Genomic DNA, 26,132 nt, shown 5'->3' on the forward strand with positions numbered 1-26,132 from the left:
ATGAGGTTTACGATGGCTGATCCAACGCTATTAATGCATTCATCTATGCTGTTTTGGCATGGATAAACTGTTTAGAGCGCCCTCGATGCATGCCCTGCAGGCCTTGGTCGAAGTGGCCGACACCGGCAACTTCACCGAGGCGGCCACGCGCCTGTGCCTGACCCAGAGCGCGGTGAGCCGGAAAATCCAGCAGTTGGAGAGTCACTACGGCGTGGCCCTGCTGCTGCGCAGCAGTCGTAACGTGGCGCTGACCGCCGAAGGCAAGGAGGTTCTGGCCAGTGCTCGCCGCCTGCTCACTGAGTTGCAAAGCTTGCAAGCGCGCCTTGTTCCGCAGGACAGGCCCTTGCGCATTCGCATTCATGTGTCACTCGCGGTGCGCTGGCTGCTGCCGCGGCTGACGGATTTCTACCACCAGCATCCCGACCTGACGCTGTCGATCGAAACCGTGGCGACGGCACAAGTCGACCCTTCGTACGATTGCGATGCCTGTATCGTTTACTTGCCAACGGCACCTGCGGACCCGGCCCAGCACACCCTGTTCGAGGAAACCCTGGTGCCGGTCTGCGCCCCCGGTCTGGTGGATGGCAAACCGGCCCCGGCAAGCCTCGACGCGCTGGCGCATTACCCGCTGATTCACGGTTCAACCGAACACCTGGAGTGGGCCTGCTGGTTGAAAGCCAATGGCCAGGCACTCTCGGGCCATCGCAAGCACGTGACCTTCAACCTCGACGAATTGGCCCTGGATGCCGCGAGCCGTGGCCTGGGCATCGCCATGACCGACCTTGCCCTGGCCCAGGAACAGATTGATCGCGGTGATCTGATCATCCCGTTTGGCCCGGCATTGAAGACCGGTGGGGTCTATGCCTTGTGGATGCAGCCGGCCAGCACCCGACACCCGGCGCGGCAGGCCGTACTGGACTGGTTCAGCGGGCAATCATCTGTGCATATGCACCTCTGATCGCGGGCCTAGGCCGCGCTTACCGCCGTGTTCAGGCGACCTGCAACAAACGCGCATACGCGTGAAGGTGGTGATCATCATCGCCAAACTGACGCGCCACCATCAGCAAGTGCTTGGCATGATGCGAAAGCATGTATTCCCAGGTCAGGCCAATACCACCGTGCAGCTGGATGCCTTGATCGGCGATAAAGCGACTGGCGCGGCTGACGATGAACTTGGCCGCCGCCAGCGTACGACTGCGCGCGTCAGTGTCCGGCTGGTCGGCCACGCAGGCGGCGAGCAAGGCCATGGAGGTGGCTTGGTCCAACTCAATGCGCATATCGACCATGCGGTGCTGCAACACCTGGAACTTGCCAATGGCTTGCCCGAATTGCTCTCGGGTTTTCAGGTAGTCGAGGGTCAAGGCGCACGCCGCTTCCATGCTGCCAACGGCTTCGGCGCACTGCGCGGCGATGGCACGGCCTTGCTGATAGCGGATCGCTGGCAAGGCCTGGCCCGCCTCGCCCAGTAGCGCATCGGCACCGACCCACACATCGTCCAGGTACAGCTCGCAGGCCATGCGCCCATCCAGGGTGGCAAATGCACGCCGACGCACACCCGGCGCATGTGGATCGACCAAAAACAGACTTATGCCCTGTTCGTCTCTGACACCGTGGCCGTTACGTGCCGAGACCAGGATCAAGCCGGCGCTCTGCCCACCGATCACCACCGATTTACGCCCCTTGAGCTTCCAGCCGCCCTCCACCGCTGTCGCGACCGTCTGTACATCGTGCAGCTGATAATGGCTGTGCGGCTCGTCAACAGCGACCGCCAGTTGCAGGCTCGCGCTGGCCACCTGTGGCAACAGCGCTTCCTTCTGTACCCGGTTGCCTAACTGGGCAACCAGGCCACCGGCGAACACCACCGAGTGCAGATAGGGTTCAAGGCACAGACCGCGGCCTAATTCGGTGATGATCAGCATGTTTTCCACGCCACCGCCGCCAAAGCCGCCGTAGCTTTCAGCAAAGGACACAGCGCACAGGCCAAGCTCGCCTAGCTGCTGCATGAACGGCTCGCTGAAGCCGTGCTCGCGGCGCCGATACTGCTCGCGCCGCTCAAAATCATAGTTGTCGCGTACCAGACGGGCAGCGGTATCCTGCAGCATCAGCTGCTCTTGAGTCAGTTTGAAATCCATGAGCAAGGCGCCTTAGAGTTCGAGGATCATTTTCGCGATGATGTTCTTCTGGATTTCGTTGGCCCCACCGTAGATCGAAGCCTTGCGCGCATCCAGGTATTGATAGGTGGCCGCACTGCTGTACTCGGTGTACAGCAACGGTTCATCGCCGTAGCCCAGCTCATCCTCGATGAACGGCATGGCATAGGGGCCTACTGCCTTGCTCATCAGGTAGGTAATGGCCTGGCGGATCTCGGTACCCTTGATCTTCAGGAACGAGCTTTCCGCCCCCGGTGCACCGCCCTCCTGCACCGCAGCCAAGGTGCGCAGGTTGCTCATCTGCGCGGCCATCAGTTGCATCTCTACCTCAGCAATCTGCGCCCGAAACAACGGCTCCTCGATCAACGGCCGGCCGTCACGCAACTCCTGCGCTGCCATGTGCTTGAGACGGCTGAGCAACGCCTTGTTCTGGGCGATACCCCCGATGCTGGTGCGTTCGTGGGTCAACAAGTACTTGGCGCAGGTCCAGCCTTGGTTTTCCTCCCCTACCAGATTCGCCGCCGGCACCCGCACGTTGTCAAAGAACACTTCGTTGACTTCATGTTCGCCATCCAGGGTGATGATTGGCCGCACGGTAATGCCTGGCGTATTCATATCAATCAGCAAAAAGGAAATGCCGCGCTGCTGACGCGCCTCTGGGTCGGTGCGCACCAGACAGAACATCCAGTCGGCATAGTGCGCCAGGGTGGTCCAGGTCTTCTGGCCGTTGACCACATAATGCTCGCCGTCGCGGGTCGCGCGGGTCTTCAGTGAGGAGAGGTCCGAGCCGGCACCTGGCTCGGAATAGCCCTGGCACCACCAATCCTCGCAGCTCAGGATGCGCGGTAAAAAATGCGCTTTCTGTGCCTCGGTGCCGAACTTGATGATCACCGGCGCCACCATTTTCAGCCCGAACGACACAACTTTTGGCGCCCCGGCGGCAAAGCACTCTTCGTCAAAAATGTGCTTTTGCACGGCGCTCCAACCGGTGCCGCCCAGTTCCACTGGCCAGCCGGGGGCTAACCAACCCTGCTGGTTGAGAATCTGCATCCACTGCACTTGATCCGCCTTGCTCAGGCGCTTGCCCTGGGTAATCCGCTCGGACAGCGCGTTGGGCAGCCGGTCACGCAAAAAGCCTCGAACGTCCTCGCGAAAGGCCTGCTCGGGCGCGGTGTAATCAATGTCCATCAATCAACTCCGTAGACCGGGGAGCTGCCGCCTTGGTGGACGGCAGACGGTTCATGTGGGCGCGTTTTACTCGTCGAAGATGATCACCGAGCGAGCCAGTTCACCACGGCGCAACTCATCGAAGGCTTCGTTGATGTCCTCAAGGCGGATGCGCTGGGAAATCATCTGGTCGAGCTTGAGCTTGCCAGCCATGTAGAAGTCCACCAGGCGCGGCATGTCCACCGGGAAACGGTTGGAGCCCATCAACGAGCCCTGAATACGCCGTTCATGCAACAACTGCAGAGGGTCCACCTCGATTTTCAGGCCTGGCTTGAGCATGCCGATCACGGTGGCGGTGCCACCCCGGGCGAGCATGGCGAACGCCTGTTCAGCAGTCTGCTTGAGGCCTATGCATTCGAACGCGTGATGGACACCACCACGGGTCAGTTCCAGCACCTGTTTGGCAGCATCACCGCTCTTGGCGTTGACCACATCCGTGGCGCCAAACTGGCGAGCCAGTTCCAGTTTGCTGTCGAGCATGTCGATGGCAATGATTCGCCCTGCTCCGGCCAGCGCCGCGCCGTTGATGGCAGCCAGGCCAATACCGCCACAGCCAATGACCGCGACGGTTTCCCCCGGACGCACCTTGGCGGTATTGAACACCGCGCCGGTACCGGTGGTGACCGCACAGCCCAGCAGCGCGGCGCGGTCCAACGGCATGTCGCGGCGGATCGCCACGCAGGCGTTCTCATGCACCAGCATCTGTTCGGCAAAGCCGGACAGGTTGACGAATTGCGGGATCGGTTTTTGCACGTAGGTCAGCCGCGATTCTTCATCGGCTGCGCGCTTGGTTTCGGGTGAAACACACCGCGCCAGGTGGCCGGTCACGCAATGTTCACAGTGGCCACAGAACACGGTCAGACAGGTCACCACATGATCGCCGGGCTTGACCGAACGGACCTCGGAGCCGACCTGCTCGACCACGCCAGCGGCCTCATGCCCTAACACCAGGGGGCCGGGGAATGGAAAAGAACCATCGATCACATGCAGGTCTGAGTGGCAGACGCCGACGGCTTTGGTACGGATCAGCACTTCTCGCGGACCCGGCTTGCTAATGCCCACTTCTTCGATAACCAGCGGGGCTCCAACCTGGTGGAATACGGCAGCTTTCATGGCAATTCTCTTGATGGGGACGTAGGGCTCAAGCCGGGTTTGGCGCGGTATTCAGTACGGCCTTAGCATGACTGAAGGTGCGAAAGCCATCGATGCCGTGGTAAGCACCCATGCCACTCTGGCCAACGCCGCCAAACGGCAGACTTTCGGTGCTGGCATGGCTGAGCACGCCATTGAGGGTTACCCCACCCGAGCAGGTGCGGTTAAGGACACGGGCTTGCTCTTCGGCGTCGTGGCCAAAGTAATACAGCGCCAAAGGTCGCGGCCGCGCGTTGATCCAGGCAATCACCTCGGTGATGGTGTCGTAGGGTTTGATCGGCAACAGCGGGCCGAAAATCTCGTCCTGCATCACCTGCAGTTGGTCACTGGGGTTACGCAACAAGGTCGGGGCAATTTTGTTCCCCGGCGCCTGGCTCAAGTCCTCGGCGCTGGGGTTGAGTTCGATCACCTCGACACCGGCTTGGCGCGCCTCAGTCAGATAGCCGTGCAAACGCTGCACATGGCGGGCGTTGATGATCGAGGTGTAGTCAGGGTTGTCTTTGAGGGTGGGAAAGACCTTGGCCACTACGGCCTTGGCCACATTGATGAAGGCATCGACCGATTCGCGCGGCACAAACACGTAATCAGGCGCCACACACAGTTGCCCGGCGTTGAGCAGCTTGCCGATGACCACCTTGGTCACCGCGTCGTTGAAGTCGGCAGAGCGGGAGATGATGCTCGGCGATTTTCCGCCCAGTTCCAGGGTGACCGGCACCAGGTTCTCTGCCGCTGCGCGCAGCACATGCTTGCCGATGCTGGTGGCACCGGTGAACAGCAAATGGTCAAAGGGTTGGCCACAGAATGCCTGACCGACCTGGGCATCGCCCAGCACCACCGCCACTTCGTCTTCAGCGTAAACCGAGCGGATCAATCGAGCGATCAGTGCCGAGGTGTGCGGGGTGAACTCCGACGGTTTGATCATCACCCGGTTGCCCGCGGCCAGTGCGCCTGCCAGGCCGCTGAATACCATATAGCCGGGCACGTTCCAGGCGGTGACGATACCCACTACGCCCAGTGGCTGATACTGCACCCAGGCTTGACCAGCCTTGACTTCACGCGTTTCGGGCTGCATCCACTGGGCAAGTTGTGCCTTGGTCTGCTTGAGCGTTAACAAGGGTGAGAGCACCTCGCTGCCCTTGGAGAAACTCGGGCTGCGGTGGCCGAAATCGGCGGTCAAAGCATCGATGATTTCCTGTTCATGGTTGATCAGCAAACCGATCGCCCGGTCGATCAGTTCACTGCGTTGCTCGGCACTGTAGGGCTCATTGGCCAGAAACGCTGCTCGTTGCTTTTCCAGGATCGTGCGGATGTCTGTGCTCGTCGAATCTTCGATAGCGCTCATCACTTCCTCGCTTGTTATTGTCAGGATGCTGGTTGCATGGTTGATCATCAGCTTGGCGCTGCCGCCACCCGGATCAGGTGGTTGAGTACGCTTGAATCGGCGCGGTGTCAGTTGTTGCGCGGTGCCCGCATCGCTGGCAAGGCGGAATCCGGCATGGACCGAAATGCACAACGCCCTGCGAACAGGGCGTTGTTTCAAGCAAGGCCTTTCAAGCCTCAGCGGATCCCGGCGTTACGCAGCGCCGACGGAGTAAAGTCTGTCAACTTCGCACTAATCCCGTAGGTAGTGGCGTGTCGCGACTGGTTGGTCATCGCCAGTACGTTGTAGCGTCCCGCGATCAGGTCGTAGATACCGAGCATGGCGAAGTTGGCGGCACCACGTTCGTAATCATTCATCGCATAGCCCTCCGCCACCCGCCACAGCTGACCGCGGCCATCGTAGTGATCGACTTCGGCCAGTTGCCAGGTGTCTTCGTCAAAGTACATGTCGCGCTTGGCATAGATATGCCGTTGCCCCGGTTTGAGCGTGGCCTGTACATGCCAGACACGATGCAACTCATAACGCGTCAGGTCCTGGTTGATGTGCCCCGGTTTGATGATGTCGTCGTACTTGAGTTTCGGCGACTGCAGCTTGTAGTTGTTGTAGGGGATGTACATCTCCTTCTTGCCAATCAGCTTCCAGTCATAGCGGTCCGGCGCGCCGTTCATCATGTCGGTGTTATCGGCGGTGCGCATGCCGTCAGAGCCATTGCCCGGGCCGTCGTAGGCCACCTGCGGTGCACGCCGCACCCGGCGCTGACCGGCGTTGTAGACCCAGGCCAGGCGGGGTTCCTTGACCTGATCGATGGTTTCGTGGATCAGCACCACGCTGCCGGCCAGACGCGACGGTGCGGTGATTTCCTGCTTGTAGTAGTAAAGGACGTTATCGCCCTGCCCCTGCTTGACGTCGTCCATCAGTTGCGGAAAAGCCAAGGTATCGTTGTATTCAACAATCGAGTAGGAGCCGTTGGTTTGCGGTGCCGCCTGGGCCGCCTCGCGCGTCATGTTGCCGCCACGGTAGCGATTGGTGTGGTTCCAGTAGACTTCAACGCCACTTTTAGGGATCGGGAATGGGTAGTAGCGGGTTTGGGAAAAATGCTCCAGGCCGTTGCCATCAGGCGTCAGCTCAGTAGTCACCGCACTTTCTTTGGCAATGTCGTAGATGTTCTGCGGCGAGGCCGCTGTACGCTGGGTCTTGTACACCGGAATCTTGTAGCTGTCCGGGTAGCGCTTGAACAGGGCCAACTGGCCCGGGGTGAGTTTGTCCTTGTATTGCTCGGCGTTGGCGGCGGTAATCACCAACAACGGTTTGTCATTGGCGAATGGATCACCGAGAAAGCCGTTGTCCAACGCCGCAGCGCCGGGCTTGAGGCCACCGGTCCAGGCCGGAATGCTACCGTCGGCATTGGCCTTTTTCTCGGCCCCCAGCGGGGTCAGGGTAGTGCCCAGTTGGGCAGCCTCCTGAGGAGAAACGGCGGCCATTACGCCAGTGGCCAGCAGTGAAAGACTCAGTGCGCCAGCGCGCAAAATGAAACGTGCGTTCATGTTCAAGTACCTCTGGCAGGGTTGCATCAGAAATTCAAGCCGAAGCTCAGGGCGAGAAAGTCGCGGTCGACGTTGGTGTTGAAATCGCCATCAAAGAAGTTGGTGTAACTCAGGCTGGCGGTGTAGGTGTTCTGGTACTCGGCATCCACGCCGACACTGACCGCCTTGGACCCTTCGTCGAAGTTCGGGCCATAGCCCTCAACGTCGTGGGACCAGGCCAGGTTGGGCGACAGGTTGATGCCGGCGATCACGTTCTGGTAGTCGAGCTTGCCGCGCAGCCGATAGCCCCAGCTGTTGCTGGTATAGAAACCATCATCGTTGCATTCCTGGGCCGGATTGCTGGCCCTCGGGGTGCCCGCTGCGCTGCCTTGGCACGTGGCCAGGCCTGCCGCCCCTGGCAACTCACCGGCACCAAAGGCCGGGCTGCGGCCAAAGCGCAGATCGGAACCGTCAGCCTTGCCCAAGCCATTGATATGGTTGTAGCCCACCTCCCCCACCAGCGTCAGGCGGCTGGCACCCAGTACCTGGTCAAAGAACTGGGTGGCGGTCATCTGCGCCTGAGACACCGCCATGCGCTTGTAGCCATTGACTTCGGCGCCCAGGCTCCGGCCGGCAAAACCGGTGGTGATCAGCGGTGAAGTGGCGCCAAACGTCGCAGCGGACAGCAGGTCTGCGGTGTTCAACTGCAGCGGCATGTTCGGCCGATAGCTGACTTCGCCACCCAGGGCCACAGAGCCGACGTTGGTCTGGAAGCTCACGCCATACAGGCGAATGTCTTCCGGATAATCGATGAAGTAACGGGCGCTGCGTGCCGAGGCCAGGCCACCCGCCGCACTGCTCATCTGATTGATGCTCAGGTAAGGGTTACGGCTGTGGTAGTTCATGGCGTAGGCACCAAACTCGGTGTCATTGAGTTGCGGCACGAACCAGCGCAAGGCCAGGCCGTACTGACCGCTGTCACGGGCGTCCTTGTCCTTGAGCCGCGGGATGTAGGCATCGTCCAGACCCGCAGCAATCGCGCCCAGCCCCCCGGTGTTTTGCGCCTGGCCAGGTGGCAGGTCGAGACCGGCAATCACCAGACGGTCGTTACAGCCCTGAGGGACGCCATCGTTGCCGAAGAAGGTCCCGCAGTTGTCGACCACCGATTTCTCCCACTCCAGCTGCAAGAACGCCTCGGCGGTGAGGTTCTCGGTCAGCCCTTGAGACAAATAGAACAGGTTGACCGGAATCAGGCCTTCCTTCACTTCGGCGCCTGGACGCCTCAGCGCCGCGACATCGATGGGGTTGATGCTGTTGATCGAGTTGCCGATGAAGGTGCTCTCACCCCAACTCACCACCTGTTTGCCAAGTCGAACGTTGCCGACCAGATCACCAATCGCGTAATTGTGATAAACGAAGCTGTCGAGAAACATCGCACCGGACGACTTGGCGGCGCGATCGCGCCCACTGTCGTCGATGTCATAGAACGGCCGATGCTCGTCCATCAACTCAAAGTCGTACCAGTACTTGCCGCGCACGAAGGCACCGCTGTCACCGTACTTGAGCTCCAGGTCATGCACGCCCTTGAAGATTTTCGAGAAGGTTTCACCCTTCTTGAAGTTCAGACGGTTGTCGTCGGTGGTCCGCGATGCGGACGAACCCGACTTGCCCTGTGAGTTGAAGTTGGAAATGAACTTCGAATCCGCGTCGCTGGTTGCCCAACTGGCGCCGATGGACAGTGCCGAATCGAAGTTGCCCTGGATCTCACCGATATGAAATTCAACCGCGTGGGCGTGGTTGCCCGCGCTGGTGGCAAAGGTTACAGCTACGGCCAGCAGACTTGGCTGGAAGACGCCGCGCATTGTTGTTTTTGTCATGCGGTTCTCCGGTTAGGGATGAGGGGTGCATCCATGCAAGGGGGATTCGGGTGACGTCCTTACACTCGGGGTGATGGGCAGCACACGGCGACTAGCCCGCTGCGTTAACGTTGCCGTACAGCGTCACTACACACGCACCACCCAGGCCCAGGTTGTGGGCCATGGCCAGACGCGCGCGTTCGACCTGACGCTGTTCGGCGTTACCGCGCAGTTGCTGAGTCAGTTCGTAGCACTGGGCCAGGCCGGTGGCCCCCAGCGGATGCCCTTTGGAGAGCAGGCCACCCGAGGGGTTGATGACGATCTGCCCGCCGTAGGTGTTGTCTCCGTCTTTGACGAACTGTTCCGCGCCGCCTTCAGGGCAAAAGCCCAGGGACTCGTAACAGATCACCTCGTTCTGGGCGAAGCAGTCGTGTAACTCGCAGACGTCGATATCCTGCGGGCCGACGCCGGCCTTCTCGTAAACCTGCGTCACCGCCGCGCGGGTCATGTGCGTCCCCACCCAGTCGAGCATCGAAGGCTTGTTGAAGTTGAACGATTCGGGGGTGTCAGTGGTCATCGCCTGCGCCAGGATCTGCACGTCGCGGCGCAGGCCATATTTACGGGCGAAACGCTCTGAAACCAGAATCGCCGCAGCGCCGCCGCACGTCGGCGGACAGGCCATCAGCCGGGTCATCACCCCAGGCCAGAGCACCGGGTCAGCCATCACGTCTTCGGTTTTAAGGACTTTGCGAAACAGCGCCAGGGGATTGTTGGCCGCATGACGGCTGGCCTTGGCGCGCACAGCGGCGAAGGTTTCCATGCGTGTACCGTACTTTTGCATGTACTCGCGCCCAGCGCCGCCAAAGGTGCGCAGCGCCTGTGCCATGTCGCTGCCAACATCGGCAGTCAGGCCGCGCAGGATCGGCAAAAAGCGCTCACGGGTCGGCGGGCGATCATCCCAGTGAGACTTCAACGGGCCGGCCTGCATCTGTTCGAAACCGACCGCCAGCACACAATCGGCCGACCCTGACTCGATGGCCTTGCGCGCCAAGTACAGCGCGGTGGAACCGGTGGAGCAATTGTTGTTGACGTTGACCACCGGAATGCCGGTCATGCCCACTTCATACAGCACAGTCTGGCCGCAGGTGGAGTCACCGTAGACATAACCGGCATAAGCCTCCTGCACCAGCTCGTAGCCAATGCCGGCATCGGCCAGGGCGCGGCGCACCGCTTCAGCGCCCATCTGCACATAGGTCGGGCTTGTGCCGGGTTTGCTGAACGGAATCATGCCAACGCCGACAACCAGTACGTTTTCGCTCATGGAGTCACCTGAAAATAACGGGAATGGATCAAAGCTGGCGCGCGATCAACTCGCGCAGCACCTCACTGGTACCGCCGAAAATGCGCGTCACACGCATGTCGACAAAGGCACGGGCAATCGGGTACTCGAGCATGTAGCCGTAGCCGCCGTGCAGCTGGACCATGTCGTCGATGCACTTGCACAAGGTCTCGGTAGCGAGCAGTTTGGCGATCGCCGACTCTTGCACGGTAAGGCGGCGGCGCATGTGCTCGCCTATGTAGTGGTCGATGGTCAAGCGCACGGCGGTGGCTTGCGCCTTGATGTCGGCGAGTTTGAATTTGGTGTTCTGAAAGTCCCAGACGGTCTGGTTGAACGCCTTGCGGTCCTTCACATACTCAATGGTCTGCTCAAGCATGCGTTCGAGCTTGGCAGCGCTGTACAGGGCAATCACCAGACGCTCCTGGGGCAGCTCTTCCATCAAATGGATAAAGCCCTTGTTCTCTTCGCCCAGCAGGTTGCCCACCGGCACCCGCACGTCGTCGAAGAACATCTCGGCGGTGTCGGCCGCCGCCTGGCCGACTTTTTCAAGTTTGCGGCCGCGGCGAAAACCTGGCCGGTCGCATTCGACCATGATCAGGCTGCAGCCCTTGGCACCGGCGCCAGGGTCGGTCTTGCACACCACCACGACCATGTCGCAAGACAGACCATTGCTGATGAAGGTCTTGCTGCCGTTGATCACCCACTCGTCACCGTCACGCACGGCGGTGGTGCGGATGGCTTTGAGGTCAGAGCCGGTGCCCGGTTCGGTCATGGCCACTGCCAGCACGGTTTCGCCGGTACAGATTTTCGGCAGCCATTGTTGCTTTTGTGCTTCAGTGCCCAGGCGCACGATGTAGGGTGCAACGATGTCCGAATGCACCCCCAGGCTCCAGCCCGAGACACCGGCGCGGTACAGCTCTTCGATGAGCACCGCAGAATGTCCGAAGTCACCGCCACCGCCACCATATTCGGCCGGCACCGTGAGGCACAGCAGGTTGTGGCGACCGGCCTTGAGCCAGGTTTCCCGGTCGACCTGCCCGGCTTCGTCCCATTGCGCCTGCTTGGGCAGGCATTCACGCTCAAAGAAACGCCGCGCGCTTTCACGCAGCATTTCATGGTCTTCACGGTAGACGGTACGGTTGATGTGCATCGGGACCTCCAGTGGGTTGCCAGGCCGAGCTGCGCCTGGTTCGTAGCCCCAATGTAGTGAGCCGGGGGGGGTGTTGAAGCCACCCGGATCGGGTAGCGCGAACGGATGCTGTAAAGCCTGAAAGCGACGTCAGTTCGCAGGCGCTGCTGCGCCCGCCCCATAGGGCTCGCGCAGCACTCGTTTGAGCACCTTGCCTGCCGCCGAGAGCGGCAATTGCTCGCGAAACTCCACGGTCTTGGGGCACTTGTAGCGGGCGATGAACTGGCGGCAATGCGCACGCAATTGCGCCGCGTCCACCTGAGCACCGGGGTTGCGCACCACCACCGCGTGCACCGCTTCGCCCCACTGCGGATGGGGAACGCCAATCACCGCGCACTGGGCCACTGACGGGTGTCGAGCGAGAACGTTCTCGACTTCGGCCGAGTAGATGTTCTCGCCGCCACTGACAATCATGTCCTTGAGCCGGTCGACGATGAACAGATAACCCTGCTCGTCCATATAGGCGGCGTCGCCGGTGTACAACCAACCCTCACGCAAGGCGTTGGCGGTTTCTTCAGGTTTGTTCCAGTAGCCTTGCATGATGTTCGGCCCCCGGACGATGATCTCGCCGACCGTACCGCGCGGCACCTCACGCCCGTGGGGATCGACAATTTTCACCTGCACGCCAAGGCCGCCACGGCCCACCGAGCGCGACAGCCCACTGACCCGCGCTTCGGGGCGGTGGTTGCACGGCAAGTTACTGGATACCACCGGGCAGGCCTCGGTGAGACCATAGGAGTGGGACAGCTCGATATCGGGTAAGCGCGCCAGCAACTGCTCGACCATCTCGCCAGCGCTGGGTGAGGCGCCATAGGTCAGGCGTTTGAGGCTGCCCAGGTAATAACGGTCGAAATGCGGATGGGCCAACAGTGCGAGGATCATGCTTGGCACTAGCAACGTTTCGGTGATCCGCTCACGCTCAATCACCTGCAAGGTGTGTTCGGCATCGAAACTCGCTACCAGCACGTGGCTTTCGCCCGCCAGGAACTGGATCAGTGCCCGCGCCATCCCGGCAACGTGGAACAGCGGGGCCACATGCAGCAAGCGCCCGCCTGCAATCGGCGGCATGTCCACCATACGCGGCATGCAGGCCGACCAGAGATTAAGGTGCGACTGCATCACCCCTTTGGGAAAACCGGTGGTGCCGCCGGTGTACATGATGCAGGCCAGGTCATCGCCGCCGCGTCCGGCATCCTCCACCGCTGGCGAGTTGGCAATCAGCCGTTCGAAGCCGTGCATGCCCGCCGGCACATCGCCGTCCCCGGCGTAGATAAACAGCGGTTGAGTGCGTGCCATGAGGCGGATGTCATCGGCCGCGGCGGCGAACGCCTCATCGATCAACAGAATGCCGGTAGCGCAATCGTCCAGCGAGTAGACGATCTCGGCCACGTTCCAGCGACAGTTCACCGGGTTGACCACCCCGCCACCCCACCACACTGCAAACAGGTATTCCAGGTAGCGGTCGCTATTGTGCGCCAGCATGCCGACCCGGTCGCCCGGGGCCATCCCCAAGCGTTGCAAAGCCCCCGCCAGGCGCGCGACGCGCTCGACAAACTGGCGGTAGGTGTGGCGACGCTCACCGTAGAGGGTGGCGAGATGCTCCGGGTTCTGCTGCAAGGTGCGGTGCAGGCATTGGGTCATGTACATGGCGTCAGCTCACCCCGCGGTCTTTGCCTGCCCAGAACGGCTCGCGCAGGTCACGCTTGAGGACTTTACCCGCGCCGGACAGCGGCAACGCGTCGCGAAACTCCACGCTTTTCGGGGTTTTGTAGCCAGCGATCTGCTGCCGACAATGTTCGATGATCTCCGCGTCGCGGGCCTGACCCTCCGGTTTGAGGACGATCACTGCATGCACCGATTCGCCCCATTGCGCACAGGGGATGCCGATCACCGCGCAAGCAGCGACAGCCGGGTGACTGGCGATGGCACTTTCCACTTCGCCGGAATAAACGTTTTCCCCGCCGCTGACGATCATGTCCTTGAAGCGATCGACAATGTAGAGATAGCCCGCATCATCCATGTAGGCGCCATCGCCGGTGTGCATCCAGCCGCCGCGCAGGGCCTGGGCGGTTTCTTCCGGCTTGTTCCAGTAGCCGAGCATAATGTTCGGCCCGCGCACCACCACTTCGCCCACCGTACCGCGAGGTACTTCATTGCCCAGTTCGTCGACAATGCGCACGGTTACGCCTAGCCCAGGCCGGCCGGCCGAACGCAGCAAACCATTGGCGATACCTTCGAGGCCATGGTTCTCGGGGCCATTGGCGCAGATCGGCGGTACGGCTTCGGTCATGCCATACCCCTGGGTAAACTCGACCTGCGGCAAGGCCTTCAAGGCCAGCTCCAGCAAGGGCACGGCAATCGGCGACGCGCCATAGGTCAAGCTGCGCAGACAACTGAGGTCATGCTGGGAGAACGCGGGGTGCATGATCAAGGCTTGCAGCATGGTGGGCACGATGAGGATGTCGGTGACGCGTTCACGGGCGATGGTACGCATCACATCCAGGGCATCGAAGGCCGGCACGAAGACACTCGGCAGGCCGATCAGCGCGATCAGAATCACCCTGGAGAGCGCCGCCAGGTGGAACATCGGTGCGATATGCAGGGTCAGGGCATCGGTCGGCACCGGCACATCGGCGGCGCGCGCGATTGCCGCCGACCATAGGTTCATGTGTGACAGCATGACGCCCTTGGGCTGTCCGGTGGTACCGCCGGTGTAGAGGATGCTGGCAAGGTCATCACCACCGCGCAAGGCATCATCCACCGGTTGTGCATCACCAATCAGTTGCTCGTAGCAGAGCATGCCGGCAGGCGCCGGCCCGTCCCCGACATGAATCAGCAACGGTCGCACCTTGGCGTTGGCGGCGATTGCTTCAGCCATGGGCAGGAAGGCGTCATCGATCATCAGAATGCGCGTGTCGCAATCATCCAGCGAATAGACGATTTCCGCCACGCTCCAGCGGATGTTCACCGGGTTGACCACGCCACCGCCCCACCAGGTCGCCAAGTAGTACTCCAGAAAGCGGTCGGAGTTCAGGCCGAGCAGGCCAACCCGATCACCGCTGTGCATCCCCAGTTGCTGCAAGGCACCCGCCAGGCGGGCGACGCGTTCGGCCAGCTGGGCATAGGTGTGGCGACGGTCGCGAAACACCGTCGCCAGGGCATCAGGCTTTTGCTGCAGCATGCGGTGCAGCCCTTGAGTCAGGTACATGGAACGCTCCTGTGAATTATTGTTGTCAGGCAAGAACAGCGGTATTACGGGGCTGCCAGGTCACGCCCCGGTGTATCGCGGGGCGCGTTGTTCAGCCTGGGCCAGACGGCTTTCGGCCTGGTCCTGGCTGTCGCGCAGCAAGCCCCAGTGCAGGTGGGTCTGGGTGGCGAATTCGCGTGCGGTGAGGTGGCCGGTCTGCAGCGCCAGGCGCTTGATCGCCTGCACGGCCAGCGGTCCATTGACGGCTATGCGCTGCGCCAGGCCCAAGGCTGCCGGCAGTAGTTGCTCGTGCGGCACCAGGTCGCTGATCAAACCAATACGTAACGCCTCCTGGGCGTCGACAGGTTCACCGGTAAGGGCGATTTTCATGGCGTGGGCAGCGGGAATGGCGCGCAGCAGGTACTGCACGCCACCGGCGGCCGGAATGCTCGCCGTGCCTACTTCGGGCAAACCGAAGCTGGCCTCGCTGGCGGCAAGCCGCAGGTCACACTGCAGCGCCAGCTCAAAGCCGCCACCCAGACAGGCGCCGTTGATTGCCGCGATGATCGGCTTCCAGATTTCCAGGTCGGTCAGGTCCAATAGCCGGCCATACCCCCCCTCCTCAGCTTCGGCCTCACGGCTTTTCAGCGCGGCCCCCACATAGCCGGGCACGGTTCGCAACGAGGCATTCAGGTTGACGCCCGAACAAAACGCGCGCCCTCCCGCACCAGTAACCACGATGACCCGCACCTGCTCATCGTCCTGGCAGGCGCTTAGCGTCTTGCGCAGGTGCATCAGCTCGCTGACACTCAGGGTATTGGTCGAGGGTTGCCCATCGAGGGTGATGAGTGCCACGTGCTCGATGATCTTGAACTGTATCGCCATGGCTAGCTCCTGCTGCGGTGCATGGTGTTCGTGTTGTTGTACGGGTCAGGCAGCACCCCGGTTGTTCTGTCATGCAGTAGAACAACCGCAAGGCTCGCCCCCACCACCCGCATCGGGTGGCGATTGCCAGCCCGATAAGCCAGGGCTTCTAGCGCTGGGTTACATTCAGCTAGATTCAGTGCATGCTTAAAACAAAAATGAAGCGGGAAGCCCATGGACAAACACCGCAAGTCCGCTGCAGCGGATAGCCTCGCCAGCCAGGTCCTGAATCTGACACAGTCGCCAATCGTCAGTACCAAGCTGATCCCGCCACGCAGCACCGGGCGCCTGATTTCCCGCGAGCGCCTGCAGGAGCAGATGCTCAAGGCACGGCGCCAGCGCTGCATCGTGCTGCAGGGGCCGGCCGGTTGCGGCAAGACGTCGACCTTGATCGCCTGGCGCCAGGCCCTGTTGCCCCTGGGGTTCGACGTGGCCTGGCTGACCCTGTCTGCCGACGACAATGAGCTGACTCGCTTTCTCGACTATCTGCTGGCGAGCCTGGGTTACGTCGACCCGAGCCTGGTGCACGAGGCCACGCAACTGGAAGGTCGCGGCATCGACAGTGAAGCCGTAGAGCGCACGGTGATTACCCTGGTGCGCAGCATTGCCCGTCGCGGTGGCGAACTGGTGCTGGTACTCGATGACCTGCACCACCTGACCGACGTGGGCATTCACCAGGCGCTGCAATGGTTGATCGATTACGCGCCGGCCAACCTGCACCTGGTCGTGGTGTCGCGCAGCGCTGTGCCGTTGTCGCTGGCGCGGCTACGCAGCCAGGACCAGGTGCAAACGTTGAACCTGCGCGATCTGCGCTTCACTGCGGCGGAATCCGAACAGTTTCTCAAGGCGCAGCTGGGCCAGATCGATGCCCGCGATGCCAAGCTGATGCACGAATTGACCGATGGCTGGGTGGCGGGCTTGCAACTGCTGGCCGTGAGCCGCAAAAAAAATCGTCCGGCCACAGCGACGGCAACCGAACCGCTGCACACGCAGGTGCGCGACAACCAGGCGTTTGCGCGCTTTTTTGAAGTCGAAGTGTTGTCCCACCTGTCACCCACCGACCTTGATTTGTTGTTGCTCATGGCAGTCTGCAACCGCTTTTGTGCCTCGCTTTGCGCAGCCCTGAGTGGTCACCCCGAAGCAGTCAGCGCGGCCAATGCGCTGCTGGCACGGCTGGAGCGCGACAACCTGTTCCTGATCCCGGTGGACAGTGCCGGGCGGGAAACCTGGTATCGCCTGCACCCGTTGCTGCGCGAAACCCTGCTCAAGTACTTCGATTCGCGCAGCAGCGCTGAACAACAGGCCGTCCATGTGCGGGCCTGGGCCTGGTTCCGCGACCATAACCATCTGGACGAAGCGGTTCACCATGCGGTCATGGGCGGCGACCCTGCGGCCGCCGCCGTACTGGTGGAGCACCACGCGCAGACCCTGTATGCCCATGGTGACCTGCGCATGTTGATCGAGCTGGTGCGCCTGTTGCCGGCAGACCAGGTGCAGTCCCGGGTGAAGCTGCGCCTGATCAAGACGCGCATGCAACTCTATGCCCGCGACTTTGCCGCCTGCGCCGAAAGCCTGGAGCACTTGTTTCGCGAGGTTCCCGAGCACGATGTGCACGATCGCTTCATGTTGGCGCTGCTACGTGCCTCTCTGGCACTGCAACGCGATGACACCGATGCCGCGATGACGGTAGTGCCACAGTTGCTCAACCCACCGCCTGGCAGTGACAGCGTGGCCATCGGCTCCTGCGCCAACATCCTGTCCTGGCTCTACATGCACCGCGGCGACTACGAAAAAGCCCGCCAGGTCCAGCTTGACCGCCCTGCACTGCTGATCAACGGCGAACCCTTTCTCGGCACCAGCGCCGGCAGCCTGCAAGGGCGCTGCATGATTGGCCTGAGCCTGGCCCTTGAGGGCCAGATGACGCAGGCTGAACGGGTCTATCGCGATGTACTGGATGATGCCGGCCACTGCGGCAAGGCCGGTGCCGACGCCACGTACTTGTCTGCGGCCCTGCTCGGTGAGGTGCTCTACGAAACCAATGAGGTCGATGCCGCTTTCAAACTGCTGTCCGGCTGGATCGACATCCTCGAACGGATCTCGATTCCCGACTCAGTGCTGCGCGTGCTCCAGGTGCTGTGGAATGTGCAATGGCTGGCGGGCAACCACCAAGAGGCCTTCGCCTTTGTCGAGCGACTGGATGAATACGCGGTCAAGCTGGGCCTGGATCGTTTGCAGGCCTATTGCCTGACCTGGCAGGTACGCTGGTTTCTGCTGCTGGGCGAACCGCAAGCCGCACGCGCCAAACTGACGCGCCTGGAAGCGATCGATGCCCGCCACCCGGATGCCGGACACAGCGCGCTCAAGGAAATTCACATCCTCACCGAGAACGCCCGGGTGCGCTGGCAGCTTGATCAGGGCGACCTGGACGGCGCCTGCGAGCGCCTGGAGCAACTGATTGCGACCTGTGAACAGCACCGTCGGCAGCTGGGTACCGTGCGCTTGCTGGTGCTGAGCGCGGTGGTCGAAGCCGAGCGCGGCAATCAGGACCGGGCACGTGACAAGGTCATGGAGGCGCTACGCCGCGGGCAACGCTTCGGCTTGCTGCGCAGCCTGCTGGATGCCCATCCCGATGGACTGGCGCTGATCAGCGCAGTCGCCAGCCGGGAAGACTTGGACCCTGTGCTGGCCTTCTATGTCGAACGGCTGCAAGCGGCGCAGGCGGCGGTGCCTGAAATGGCAACCGGCAAACCGACAGTCGCCGCACCGCGCAAGCCCAGTGCAACCGCAATCGAACCGTTGAGCGAGCGTGAAATCGAAGTATTGCGCCTGCTCGCCCAAGCCCTGCCGAACAAGAAAATCGCCCGGGCGCTGGGGCTGTCACCCGAAACCGTGAAATGGCACCTGAGCCATATCTACAGCAAGCTGGGTGTCAGCAGCCGCGATGAAGCCGTTGCGCGCATGCGTGATCTTGAATCCCCCAACAGCGACGTCCGCTGAGTTAAACACCCTCCTCCACCGCGTGTTTTTGACCTCGCCACCCGCCTCGGGTGGCGTTCGGCCAACGACCGCAGCCTATCGTAATCCTCAAGCCACAGGCGCACTGCGCGCCGTGCGTAAGCGCTTGGCCCACGCGGCCGGCCATCCTTGAGGAGACTTGCGTGCAGATTGCCCGAACCGTCCTGCGTGACGACCATGAAATGTTCCGCACTACCGTGCGCCGTTTTTTCGAACGTGAATGCCTGCCACGGCAGGCGGCGTGGGACAACGCTGGCCAGGTTGACCGCGAAACCTGGCTCAAGGCCGGTCGTGAGGGCTTGCTGGGTATCAGCTTGCCCACCGAATACGGCGGTGGTGGCGGTGATTTCGGCCACTGCGCGGTGTTCAACGAAGAGTTCGCCCGCTGCGGTATCAGCGGCCCTTACTTCGGCATGCACTCCGACGTCATCGCCCCGTACATCAACCGTTGCGGCAGCGAAGAACAAAAGCGCCGATGGCTGCCAGCGGTCTGCGCCGGCGAAATCATCCTGGCCATCGCCATGACTGAACCTGGTACCGGCTCCGACCTCAAGGCCGTGCGTACCACCGCCGTGCGCGAAGGCGACGAGTATGTGATCAACGGCAGCAAGACCTTCATCAGCAACGGCCTGACGGCGGACCTGGTGATCGTCGTGTGCAAGACCGATCCGAATGCCGGCGCCAAGGGCATCAGCCTGATCGCGGTGGAAGCCAACCGCCCGGGCTTTGTCCGCGGGCGCAAACTGGACAAGGTCGGCCAGCACGCGCAGGACACCGCCGAGCTGTATTTCGACAACGTGCGAGTGCCCGTAGCCAACCGCCTGGGCGAAGAAGGCCTGGGTTTCAGTTACCTGATGGCCGAATTGCCCCAGGAGCGCTTCTCCATCGCAGTGTCTGCTGCGGCCAAGCTGGAACGCCTGTTGGAGCAGACCCTGGATTACGTTAAGGAACGCAAGGCGTTCAACCAGAGCGTCTGGGACTTTCAGAACACCAAGTTCAAGCTCGTCGATATCAAGGCCCAGGCCACCGCGCTGCGGGTAATGGTCGATTACTACCTGAGCGAGCACATGCGTCGGCGCCTGACCCTCGAAGAAGCGGCGATTGCCAAGCTGCACACCACCGAAACCCTCTCGCGCTGCATCGACGACATGGTCCAGTTGCACGGTGGCTATGGCTACATGCTCGAGTACCCGATCGCCCGCGCCTTTGTCGACATGCGCGTCAACCGTATTTATGGCGGCACCAGTGAAGTCATGCGCGAACTGATCGCGCGCAAGCTCTGACCCTACAAAACAACAAGGAAAATACGATGAGCAGCAAGGTATTCGTGGCTGGCGTGGGCATGATTCAGTTCAAAAAGCCTGGCACCAATGAACCCTACGATGTCATGGGTGAACAGGCGATTCGCCAGGCCCTGGCCGATTGCGGCGTGGATTTCAGTCACATCCAGCAGGCCTATGCCGGGTATGTCTACGGCGACTCCACCTGCGGGCAGAAAGCCCTGTACCGCGTAGGCATGAGCGGTATCCCGCTGATCAACGTCAACAACAACTGTGCCACCGGCTCCAGCGCGTTGTTCCTGGCCCGCCAGGCGGTGCAGAGCGGCGCGGTCGACTGCGCCTTGGCGTTCGGCTTTGAGCAGATGAACCCCGGCGCGCTGAAATCAGCCTGGACCGATCGCGCCCCGGCCACCGAGCGGGCATTGAAACTGACCAATGAACTGGTGGGCATGCCGGACCTGCCCACCGCCATCCGCCAGTTCGCCGGTGCCGGTCACGCGCACATGCAAAAATACGGCACGCAACTGGCCACCTTTGCCAAGATTCGCGCCAAGGCCAGTCAACACGCGGCACGCAACCCACTGGCGGTGTTTCGCAATGTGGTCAGCACTGAAGACGTACTGGCCGCCCCCATGCTCTGGGAAGGGGTATTGACCCGGCTGATGGCCTGCCCGCCCACCTGCGGCGCCGCTGCCGCCATTGTGGTCTCGGAAAGCTTTGCGAAAAAACACGGTATGCGCACCGATGTGCTGATTGCCGGGCAAGCGCTGACCACCGACCTGCCCAGCACATACGACGCCCACGACATGATTCGCGTGGTCGGCTTCGACATGACCCGCATGGCGGCCGACATCGCTTACAACCAGGCCGGCATCGGTCCGCAAGACATCGACGTCATCGAGTTGCACGACTGCTTTGCCCAGAACGAGCTGCTGACCTATGAAGGCCTGGGGCTGTGCGCCGAAGGCGCAGGCGAGCAACTGGTTAACGAGGGTGACAACACCTATGGCGGTCGCTGGGTCACCAACCCGTCTGGCGGCCTGCTCTCCAAAGGTCACCCCCTGGGCGCCACGGGTCTGGCCCAGTGCTACGAGTTGACGCATCAACTGCGCGGTAGCGCCGAGCAGCGTCAGGTCCAGGACGCGCGTATCGCGGTGCAGCACAACCTCGGCCTGGGCGGCGCCTGCGTGGTGACCGTGTACCAGAAGAACTGATACGGCCAGCCCCTCAAGGAACCTTCACATGATCGACAAAAAACACATCGGCCGCGAGTTGCCGGCCTTTCTCGTCACCGCCGAAGCCGGCCAACTGCGGTTTTTCGCCAAGGCCACCGGTGAAACCAACCCGATCTACTTCGATGAACAGGCCGCCCGTGATGCCGGTCACCCTGGCCTGCCGCTTGCGCCGACCTTTCTGTTCTCGCTGGAGTTCCAGATCCCGTCCAATGCCTGGCGTGAAGAGTTGGGCATCGTCACCGCGCGCATCCTGCACGGAGAGGAGTCGTTCCGTTATCACCGCATGGCCTATGCCGGCGACACCCTGCGTTTTGCGGTGCGCATCGCCGACATCTACGACAAGAAAGACGGTGCCCTGGAATTCGTGGTGCGCGAAACCCGCGTGACCAACCAGCACGGTGAGCACGTTGCCGACCTGCGCAGCGTACTCGTGCAGCGCAACAGCTGAAGCGGAGAACACTGATGAACACCACACACCTGCAACAGCTGAACGTCGGCGACACCCTGCCGCCCCTGACTCTGGCCGCCATCAACCGCACCACACTGGCACTGTTCGCCGGTGCTTCGGGGGATCACAACGCCATTCATATCGACACCGATTACGCGCGCAAGGCTGGCATGGCTGACGTGTTCGCGCACGGCATGCTGTCGATGGCCTACCTCGGTCGCCTGCTGACGCAATGGGTCGACCAACGCCAACTGCGCGCGTTCGGCGTGCGCTTTCTCGGCATTACCCACCTGGGCCACCAGATCACCTGCAGCGCCACCGTGGTCGAGCGCTTCGAGGCCGAGGGCGAACAACGCCTCAAGGTCGAGATCCGCACCAGCAACCAGTACGGCGAAATCAAGATTGTCGGCGACGCCGTCATCGCTCTGTAAACACCATTGATAATCGAGGAGCTTCACCCATGGCAAAACTTGAAGGTAAAGTCGCGCTGGTCACCGGTTCCGGGCGCGGTATCGGCCAGCAGATTGCACTGAAACTGGCCAGCGAAGGCGCCCGCGTGGTGATCAACGACCTGGACCTAGATCCTGCACAGGAAACCGCCGAGCTGATCCGCAAGATGGGTGGCCAGGCCGCCGTGTGCCACGGCAATGTCAGCGCCCCGGACTTCGCCGACCGCTACATCAAGACGGCGATGGACCACTTCAATAGCATCGACATCATCGTCAACAACGCGGGCTACACCTGGGACGACGTTATTCAAAAGATGAGCGACGAGCAGTGGTACGCCATTGTCGATTGCCACATGACCGCCCCCTTCCGCATCCTGCGCGCGGCCTACCCGGTGATCAAGGCACAGGCGCTGGCCGATGCCGCGCAGGAGCGGGAAGTGTTCCGCAAAGTCGTCAACATCTCTTCGGTTTCAGCGCTCAATGGCAATGCCGGGCAGATGAACTACTCCTCGGCCAAAGCCGGCGTGATCGGCATGACCCGGGCACTGGCGCGCGAGTGGGGGCGCTTCAAGGTCAACGTCAACGCCGTGGCCTTTGGGTTCATCGAAACCCGCATGACCTGTGCCGATGCCCACGCCGGTGCCACGGTGAACATCGAAGGTCGAGACATTCGCGTCGGGATCAGCCCGGAGGCGGCCAAGTCGTTTGCCCAGCGCAACCCTCTGGGCCGCCCAGGCACGGTGAAGGAAGCCGCCGACGCGGTGTACCTGTTCTGCTCACCGGAGTCGAACTACATCACCGCGCAGACCATCGCGGTCGCCGGCAATCTGCAATAAGTGCGCCGGCAGCCACGCCGACGGGCGTGGCTGCCGTGCCCGCGCTTGCTGAGGGCAGGATCTCCCATGTACACGACTGAAAACCACATTCGCCTGGCCGCAATCAAACTGATCTCGCGCAACGGTTTTGAAGCCATGAGCCTTCGTCAACTGGCGGCGCACGCCCAGGTCACCACCTCTACCCTGTACCTGTACTTCCAGAACAAAGACGAGTTGCTGCTGGCGCTGGTCATGGAGTACCTCGAGGGGCTTTCGCTGCAGTGGCAACGCCGCCGCCCTGCCGCCGCGCGTGCGGATGTGCAACTGCTCACCTTTATCGCGGGCCATGTGCGCTTTCACCTTGAGCATCAGGACCAGGCCATACTTGGCAACCTGGAGTTCAGAAGCTTGCACGCCGAGGCGCAGGTGAAGGTCCGTCATGCCCAGCGGTTGTACCTGAACAGCTTACAGGCGGTGCTCGAACAGGGCGTTAAGGAAGGATGCCTCCGTTGCGCTGAGCCCAAACTGATGGCCCGTACCCTGTCCAACCTGCTCACCCATGCCTGCATCTGGTACCAGGACGATGGCCGCTGGTGCATTGATGAAGTCATCAGTCATTACTCGGCGCTGGTGCTGAAAATGTTGGGCGCCGCGCCCAGCGCTTTCCAGGGGCGACCTGCAGCCCGCACCATCAGCCGTCGCCACACCCCAAACGCCATGCTCAAGCCGCTCGTGCAAGTGTCCTGAGCCCGTTGTTCGAGGTCAACGACAGCATCATCGGGGGTAGATGGTTTTGGTGCTGAGGTGCTTGGAGCGCGAGATTATCCAGTCGATGTGGCGACGCGGTCGGCCCATTGTGGGAGCCGGTCATGCCAGCGATGGTATCGACGCGGTGTCAGTTGCTGTGCGGTGTCTGCATCGCTGGCAAGACCAGCGCCCACAAAAGCGAGCGCAACGCCTCGCTCTGTTGATCTTGCTTTTGATCTTTGTACGCGCAGGTTCAGGCGCCGCAATCTGCGACTTCAGGAGGCCGTATGCAGGAGCAAGCGGTTTTGCCTACTTTTTCCAAAAAAAAAGTAGGCCGCCGTAAAGGCGGAAGGGGCCGGTAGCCTCACCACATCGACTGGATAAGCTCACGCCCCAACATCCATTTACTACCGGAACTCAAGGCGTTACCTGATACCCCTTGCCTTGCAAGCAACTGGTATAGGCCGAGGCACTGGTCGACTCACTGGTCCTGCGCTGTTCGCGCCGATCCTGGCGTTGATGGGCACCACCGACCACCACACCGACAGCGGCGGTTTCCTTGGCACGGTTTTGCCGATAATCCTGTTTCACATCATCATCGACGCGATCAGAGATCTCATCATGCTGATTTTCCCGCACTCCCGCCCCCACAGCACCGGCAGCAGCCCCCACAGCAGCGCCTTTGATGCGTCCGCCGCTTGGCGTCGAGGTGCTACTCGAGGCGCTGTTGGCGATGCTGTGGCACTCATTCATGTCCAACTGCACTTGCTGGGAACTCTGGCCGTTCAGCGGCACCACGGTTTCGGCGTTTGCCTGGGCATTGCACAACGCCAATGCCACGCATAGACCTACCGACGACAACCTGAACATGATGACCTCCGGATCCTGTGCCTGCTTCGGAAAGCGAAGCAACCTGACTCAGTGTAGATCCTATGGCCAGATAGGCACACGCAGTATTCAACGTTCACTGCCCAGCTCATCCTGGGTCAGGATCGCCCGGGCAATATCTTCATCGCTGGCTTGCAAACCGGGGTTTTGCTGACGAACGCGCTGAATCATCGACTCCAGGTAGACGCCACGAATCGCACCACCACTGGCGATGAACGAGGAGGCATCATCACGGGCTGGAATCACCCGTTTGTCATCCTTGAAGGTGGAGTACAGCGAAGCCGATACCCCCGCCGACGTAGCGACATCACCAGCGTCGACATCAGCCAGGGCTGCGCCGAAGGGCAGGCAGAGAACAAGCGAAGAAGCGATCAGTAAACGACGCATGATGGTGCCTCCGGAAATAGAGTACCTACGTCAAATAGGATACTCCTAGTGTTAACCAAGTTCCCCGGACTATTGCACCGGTAGAAAATTCATCAGCAACAGGCTTTGCGCGTAGTTCAAACCAATGCGCCGGTATCGTTCATCGAGCATCTGTGCCAGCAGGTCCAGGCGTGAAACGATCTTGCCGAACTCGACGGCAAAACTGAGGTTTGTGCCCTCTTGCGATATTTCATTGGAAAACAACAGCAGTACGCCATTGTCATCCTGGCGCTGACTGAGCATCCAGGTGGCCTTTTCAATGTTGCGTGCCGCGTTGCTGACAAACTGCGGATTGAGGGTATCGGTCATAAAAAATTCGGTACGACCGCCATGGGCGGTGACCAACATGCTCCCGATGGCATAGATGAACGCCCCGACCCGGTCGCCACGAAACGTCGGGCTCAAGGCATAACTCAGCGCTGCCAGGTCGCGGCGCTCGCCCAACTGCGGCAACGGCAGGCGCTGTTCAATGGCCTGGCGGATCTGGCGCTCGGCGGTTGCCGGATCGACAAACCCTGATTGACGCCATTGATTGGGGTTGCGCTGGTACAGTTTGCTCATCAGTAGGTACAAGCTGCGCAGGTTGTCGCGCATTGCCAGGGTGGCCATGCGGTCAACGCTGGTCTGAAACAGTTCCTGCGGGTTGCCCTGGCTCAATTGCGTGGCGATGTCACGGCCCTGCTGCTGACTGCACGCGCTGGTACACAGGATCAACACGCCAGCCAGCCATGGCTGGCATCGCATGCGCAGTGAGCGAACAAGTGAGCATTGAACCATCGGCACCGGGTCTGGAAGTACGGGCCGCGCCGGGAGTCAGCACGGTCTGGCCCTACATAGAGCCGCGAATTGCTGAAAAGTGCCTCATTATTGCGGCGGGAACCCCCGCCCGCGGCACCGTTCG

The 26,132-nt window shown here is 61.5% G+C and carries 22 protein-coding genes; 8 read left to right on the forward strand and 14 right to left on the reverse strand.

The annotated features are described in order from the left end of the window. The first annotated feature begins 58 nt into the window (after positions 1-58). The gene (locus CX511_RS14630) at positions 59-958 is read left to right on the forward strand and encodes a LysR substrate-binding domain-containing protein (RefSeq protein ID WP_101292282.1); all 900 of its coding nucleotides are present in this window, start codon (positions 59-61) and stop codon (positions 956-958) included. Positions 959-989: 31 nt separating this feature from the next. On the opposite strand, the gene CX511_RS14635 is transcribed toward CX511_RS14630, so the two are convergent. From CX511_RS14635 to CX511_RS14685, 11 genes are all read right to left on the reverse strand, one after another. Continuing rightward, positions 990-2,132, reverse strand: coding sequence for an acyl-CoA dehydrogenase family protein (locus CX511_RS14635; protein WP_101292281.1), 1,143 nt, complete (start codon positions 2,130-2,132; stop codon positions 990-992). Positions 2,133-2,144: 12 nt separating this feature from the next. Next, the gene (locus CX511_RS14640; RefSeq protein ID WP_101292280.1) at positions 2,145-3,338 is read right to left on the reverse strand and encodes an acyl-CoA dehydrogenase family protein; all 1,194 of its coding nucleotides are present in this window, start codon (positions 3,336-3,338) and stop codon (positions 2,145-2,147) included. A gap of 66 nt (positions 3,339-3,404) precedes the next feature. Next, a complete protein-coding gene (locus tag CX511_RS14645) occupies positions 3,405-4,490 on the reverse strand; it encodes a Zn-dependent alcohol dehydrogenase (protein WP_045186004.1) in 1,086 nt (361 codons plus the stop codon). 28 nt (positions 4,491-4,518) lie between these two features. Next, positions 4,519-6,069 carry a coniferyl aldehyde dehydrogenase gene (locus CX511_RS14650; RefSeq protein ID WP_231353301.1) on the reverse strand — a complete coding sequence of 517 codons (1,551 nt, stop codon included), beginning with the start codon at positions 6,067-6,069 and terminating at the stop codon, positions 4,519-4,521. A 17-nt stretch (positions 6,070-6,086) separates the two neighbouring features. Beyond that, positions 6,087-7,454 (reverse strand): DUF1329 domain-containing protein, encoded by a 1,368-nt coding sequence (locus CX511_RS14655; protein WP_101292279.1) that lies wholly within the window; start codon positions 7,452-7,454, stop codon positions 6,087-6,089. Between the two features lie 26 nt (positions 7,455-7,480). Beyond that, positions 7,481-9,310 carry a DUF1302 domain-containing protein gene (locus tag CX511_RS14660; protein WP_045186001.1) on the reverse strand — a complete coding sequence of 610 codons (1,830 nt, stop codon included), beginning with the start codon at positions 9,308-9,310 and terminating at the stop codon, positions 7,481-7,483. A gap of 91 nt (positions 9,311-9,401) precedes the next feature. Beyond that, positions 9,402-10,610: a lipid-transfer protein gene (locus tag CX511_RS14665; protein WP_045186000.1), complete on the reverse strand. Its 1,209-nt coding sequence runs from the start codon at positions 10,608-10,610 to the stop codon at positions 9,402-9,404. 28 nt (positions 10,611-10,638) lie between these two features. After that, positions 10,639-11,778 carry an acyl-CoA dehydrogenase family protein gene (locus CX511_RS14670; RefSeq protein ID WP_045185999.1) on the reverse strand — a complete coding sequence of 380 codons (1,140 nt, stop codon included), beginning with the start codon at positions 11,776-11,778 and terminating at the stop codon, positions 10,639-10,641. 129 nt (positions 11,779-11,907) lie between these two features. Continuing rightward, a complete protein-coding gene (locus CX511_RS14675; protein WP_101292278.1) occupies positions 11,908-13,464 on the reverse strand; it encodes an acyl-CoA synthetase in 1,557 nt (518 codons plus the stop codon). A gap of 4 nt (positions 13,465-13,468) precedes the next feature. Next, positions 13,469-15,025, reverse strand: coding sequence for an acyl-CoA synthetase (locus tag CX511_RS14680; protein ID WP_101292277.1), 1,557 nt, complete (start codon positions 15,023-15,025; stop codon positions 13,469-13,471). A 60-nt stretch (positions 15,026-15,085) separates the two neighbouring features. Continuing rightward, positions 15,086-15,889, reverse strand: coding sequence for an enoyl-CoA hydratase/isomerase family protein (locus CX511_RS14685; RefSeq protein WP_045185994.1), 804 nt, complete (start codon positions 15,887-15,889; stop codon positions 15,086-15,088). A gap of 213 nt (positions 15,890-16,102) precedes the next feature. On the opposite strand from CX511_RS14685, the gene CX511_RS14690 reads away from it, so the two are divergent. The 7 genes from CX511_RS14690 (at position 16,103) to CX511_RS14720 (ending at position 23,917) form a co-directional block, all read left to right on the forward strand. Then, complete coding sequence (locus CX511_RS14690; protein WP_045185993.1) at positions 16,103-18,925, forward strand: winged helix-turn-helix domain-containing protein; 2,823 nt, start codon at positions 16,103-16,105, stop codon at positions 18,923-18,925. Positions 18,926-19,125: 200 nt separating this feature from the next. Continuing rightward, positions 19,126-20,226: an acyl-CoA dehydrogenase family protein gene (locus CX511_RS14695; protein ID WP_231353461.1), complete on the forward strand. Its 1,101-nt coding sequence runs from the start codon at positions 19,126-19,128 to the stop codon at positions 20,224-20,226. A 26-nt stretch (positions 20,227-20,252) separates the two neighbouring features. Next, complete coding sequence (locus CX511_RS14700; protein WP_045185990.1) at positions 20,253-21,437, forward strand: lipid-transfer protein; 1,185 nt, start codon at positions 20,253-20,255, stop codon at positions 21,435-21,437. Positions 21,438-21,465: 28 nt separating this feature from the next. After that, positions 21,466-21,906 carry a MaoC family dehydratase N-terminal domain-containing protein gene (locus CX511_RS14705; protein WP_101292275.1) on the forward strand — a complete coding sequence of 147 codons (441 nt, stop codon included), beginning with the start codon at positions 21,466-21,468 and terminating at the stop codon, positions 21,904-21,906. Between the two features lie 14 nt (positions 21,907-21,920). Further along, positions 21,921-22,337 (forward strand): MaoC family dehydratase, encoded by a 417-nt coding sequence (locus CX511_RS14710; RefSeq protein ID WP_045185986.1) that lies wholly within the window; start codon positions 21,921-21,923, stop codon positions 22,335-22,337. A 29-nt stretch (positions 22,338-22,366) separates the two neighbouring features. After that, positions 22,367-23,191, forward strand: coding sequence for an SDR family NAD(P)-dependent oxidoreductase (locus CX511_RS14715; RefSeq protein WP_045185984.1), 825 nt, complete (start codon positions 22,367-22,369; stop codon positions 23,189-23,191). 66 nt (positions 23,192-23,257) lie between these two features. Further along, a complete protein-coding gene (locus CX511_RS14720) occupies positions 23,258-23,917 on the forward strand; it encodes a TetR/AcrR family transcriptional regulator (RefSeq protein ID WP_101292274.1) in 660 nt (219 codons plus the stop codon). A gap of 417 nt (positions 23,918-24,334) precedes the next feature. Here CX511_RS14720 and CX511_RS14725 read toward each other — a convergent pair whose 3' ends face one another. The 3 genes from CX511_RS14725 to CX511_RS14735 all read right to left on the reverse strand — a co-directional run bounded on the left by CX511_RS14725 (position 24,335) and on the right by CX511_RS14735 (position 25,975). Continuing rightward, positions 24,335-24,787 carry a YMGG-like glycine zipper-containing protein gene (locus CX511_RS14725; protein WP_045185981.1) on the reverse strand — a complete coding sequence of 151 codons (453 nt, stop codon included), beginning with the start codon at positions 24,785-24,787 and terminating at the stop codon, positions 24,335-24,337. Positions 24,788-24,874: 87 nt separating this feature from the next. Continuing rightward, a complete protein-coding gene (locus CX511_RS14730) occupies positions 24,875-25,192 on the reverse strand; it encodes a DUF2388 domain-containing protein (RefSeq protein WP_101292273.1) in 318 nt (105 codons plus the stop codon). A gap of 69 nt (positions 25,193-25,261) precedes the next feature. Beyond that, positions 25,262-25,975, reverse strand: a complete 714-nt coding sequence (locus tag CX511_RS14735; protein WP_231353303.1) for a hypothetical protein — start codon at positions 25,973-25,975, stop codon at positions 25,262-25,264. Positions 25,976-26,132 lie beyond the last annotated feature (157 nt).

Origin of the sequence: Pseudomonas sp. S06B 330 (assembly GCF_002845275.2) — a bacterium.
Classification (GTDB): Bacteria; Pseudomonadota; Gammaproteobacteria; order Pseudomonadales; family Pseudomonadaceae; genus Aquipseudomonas.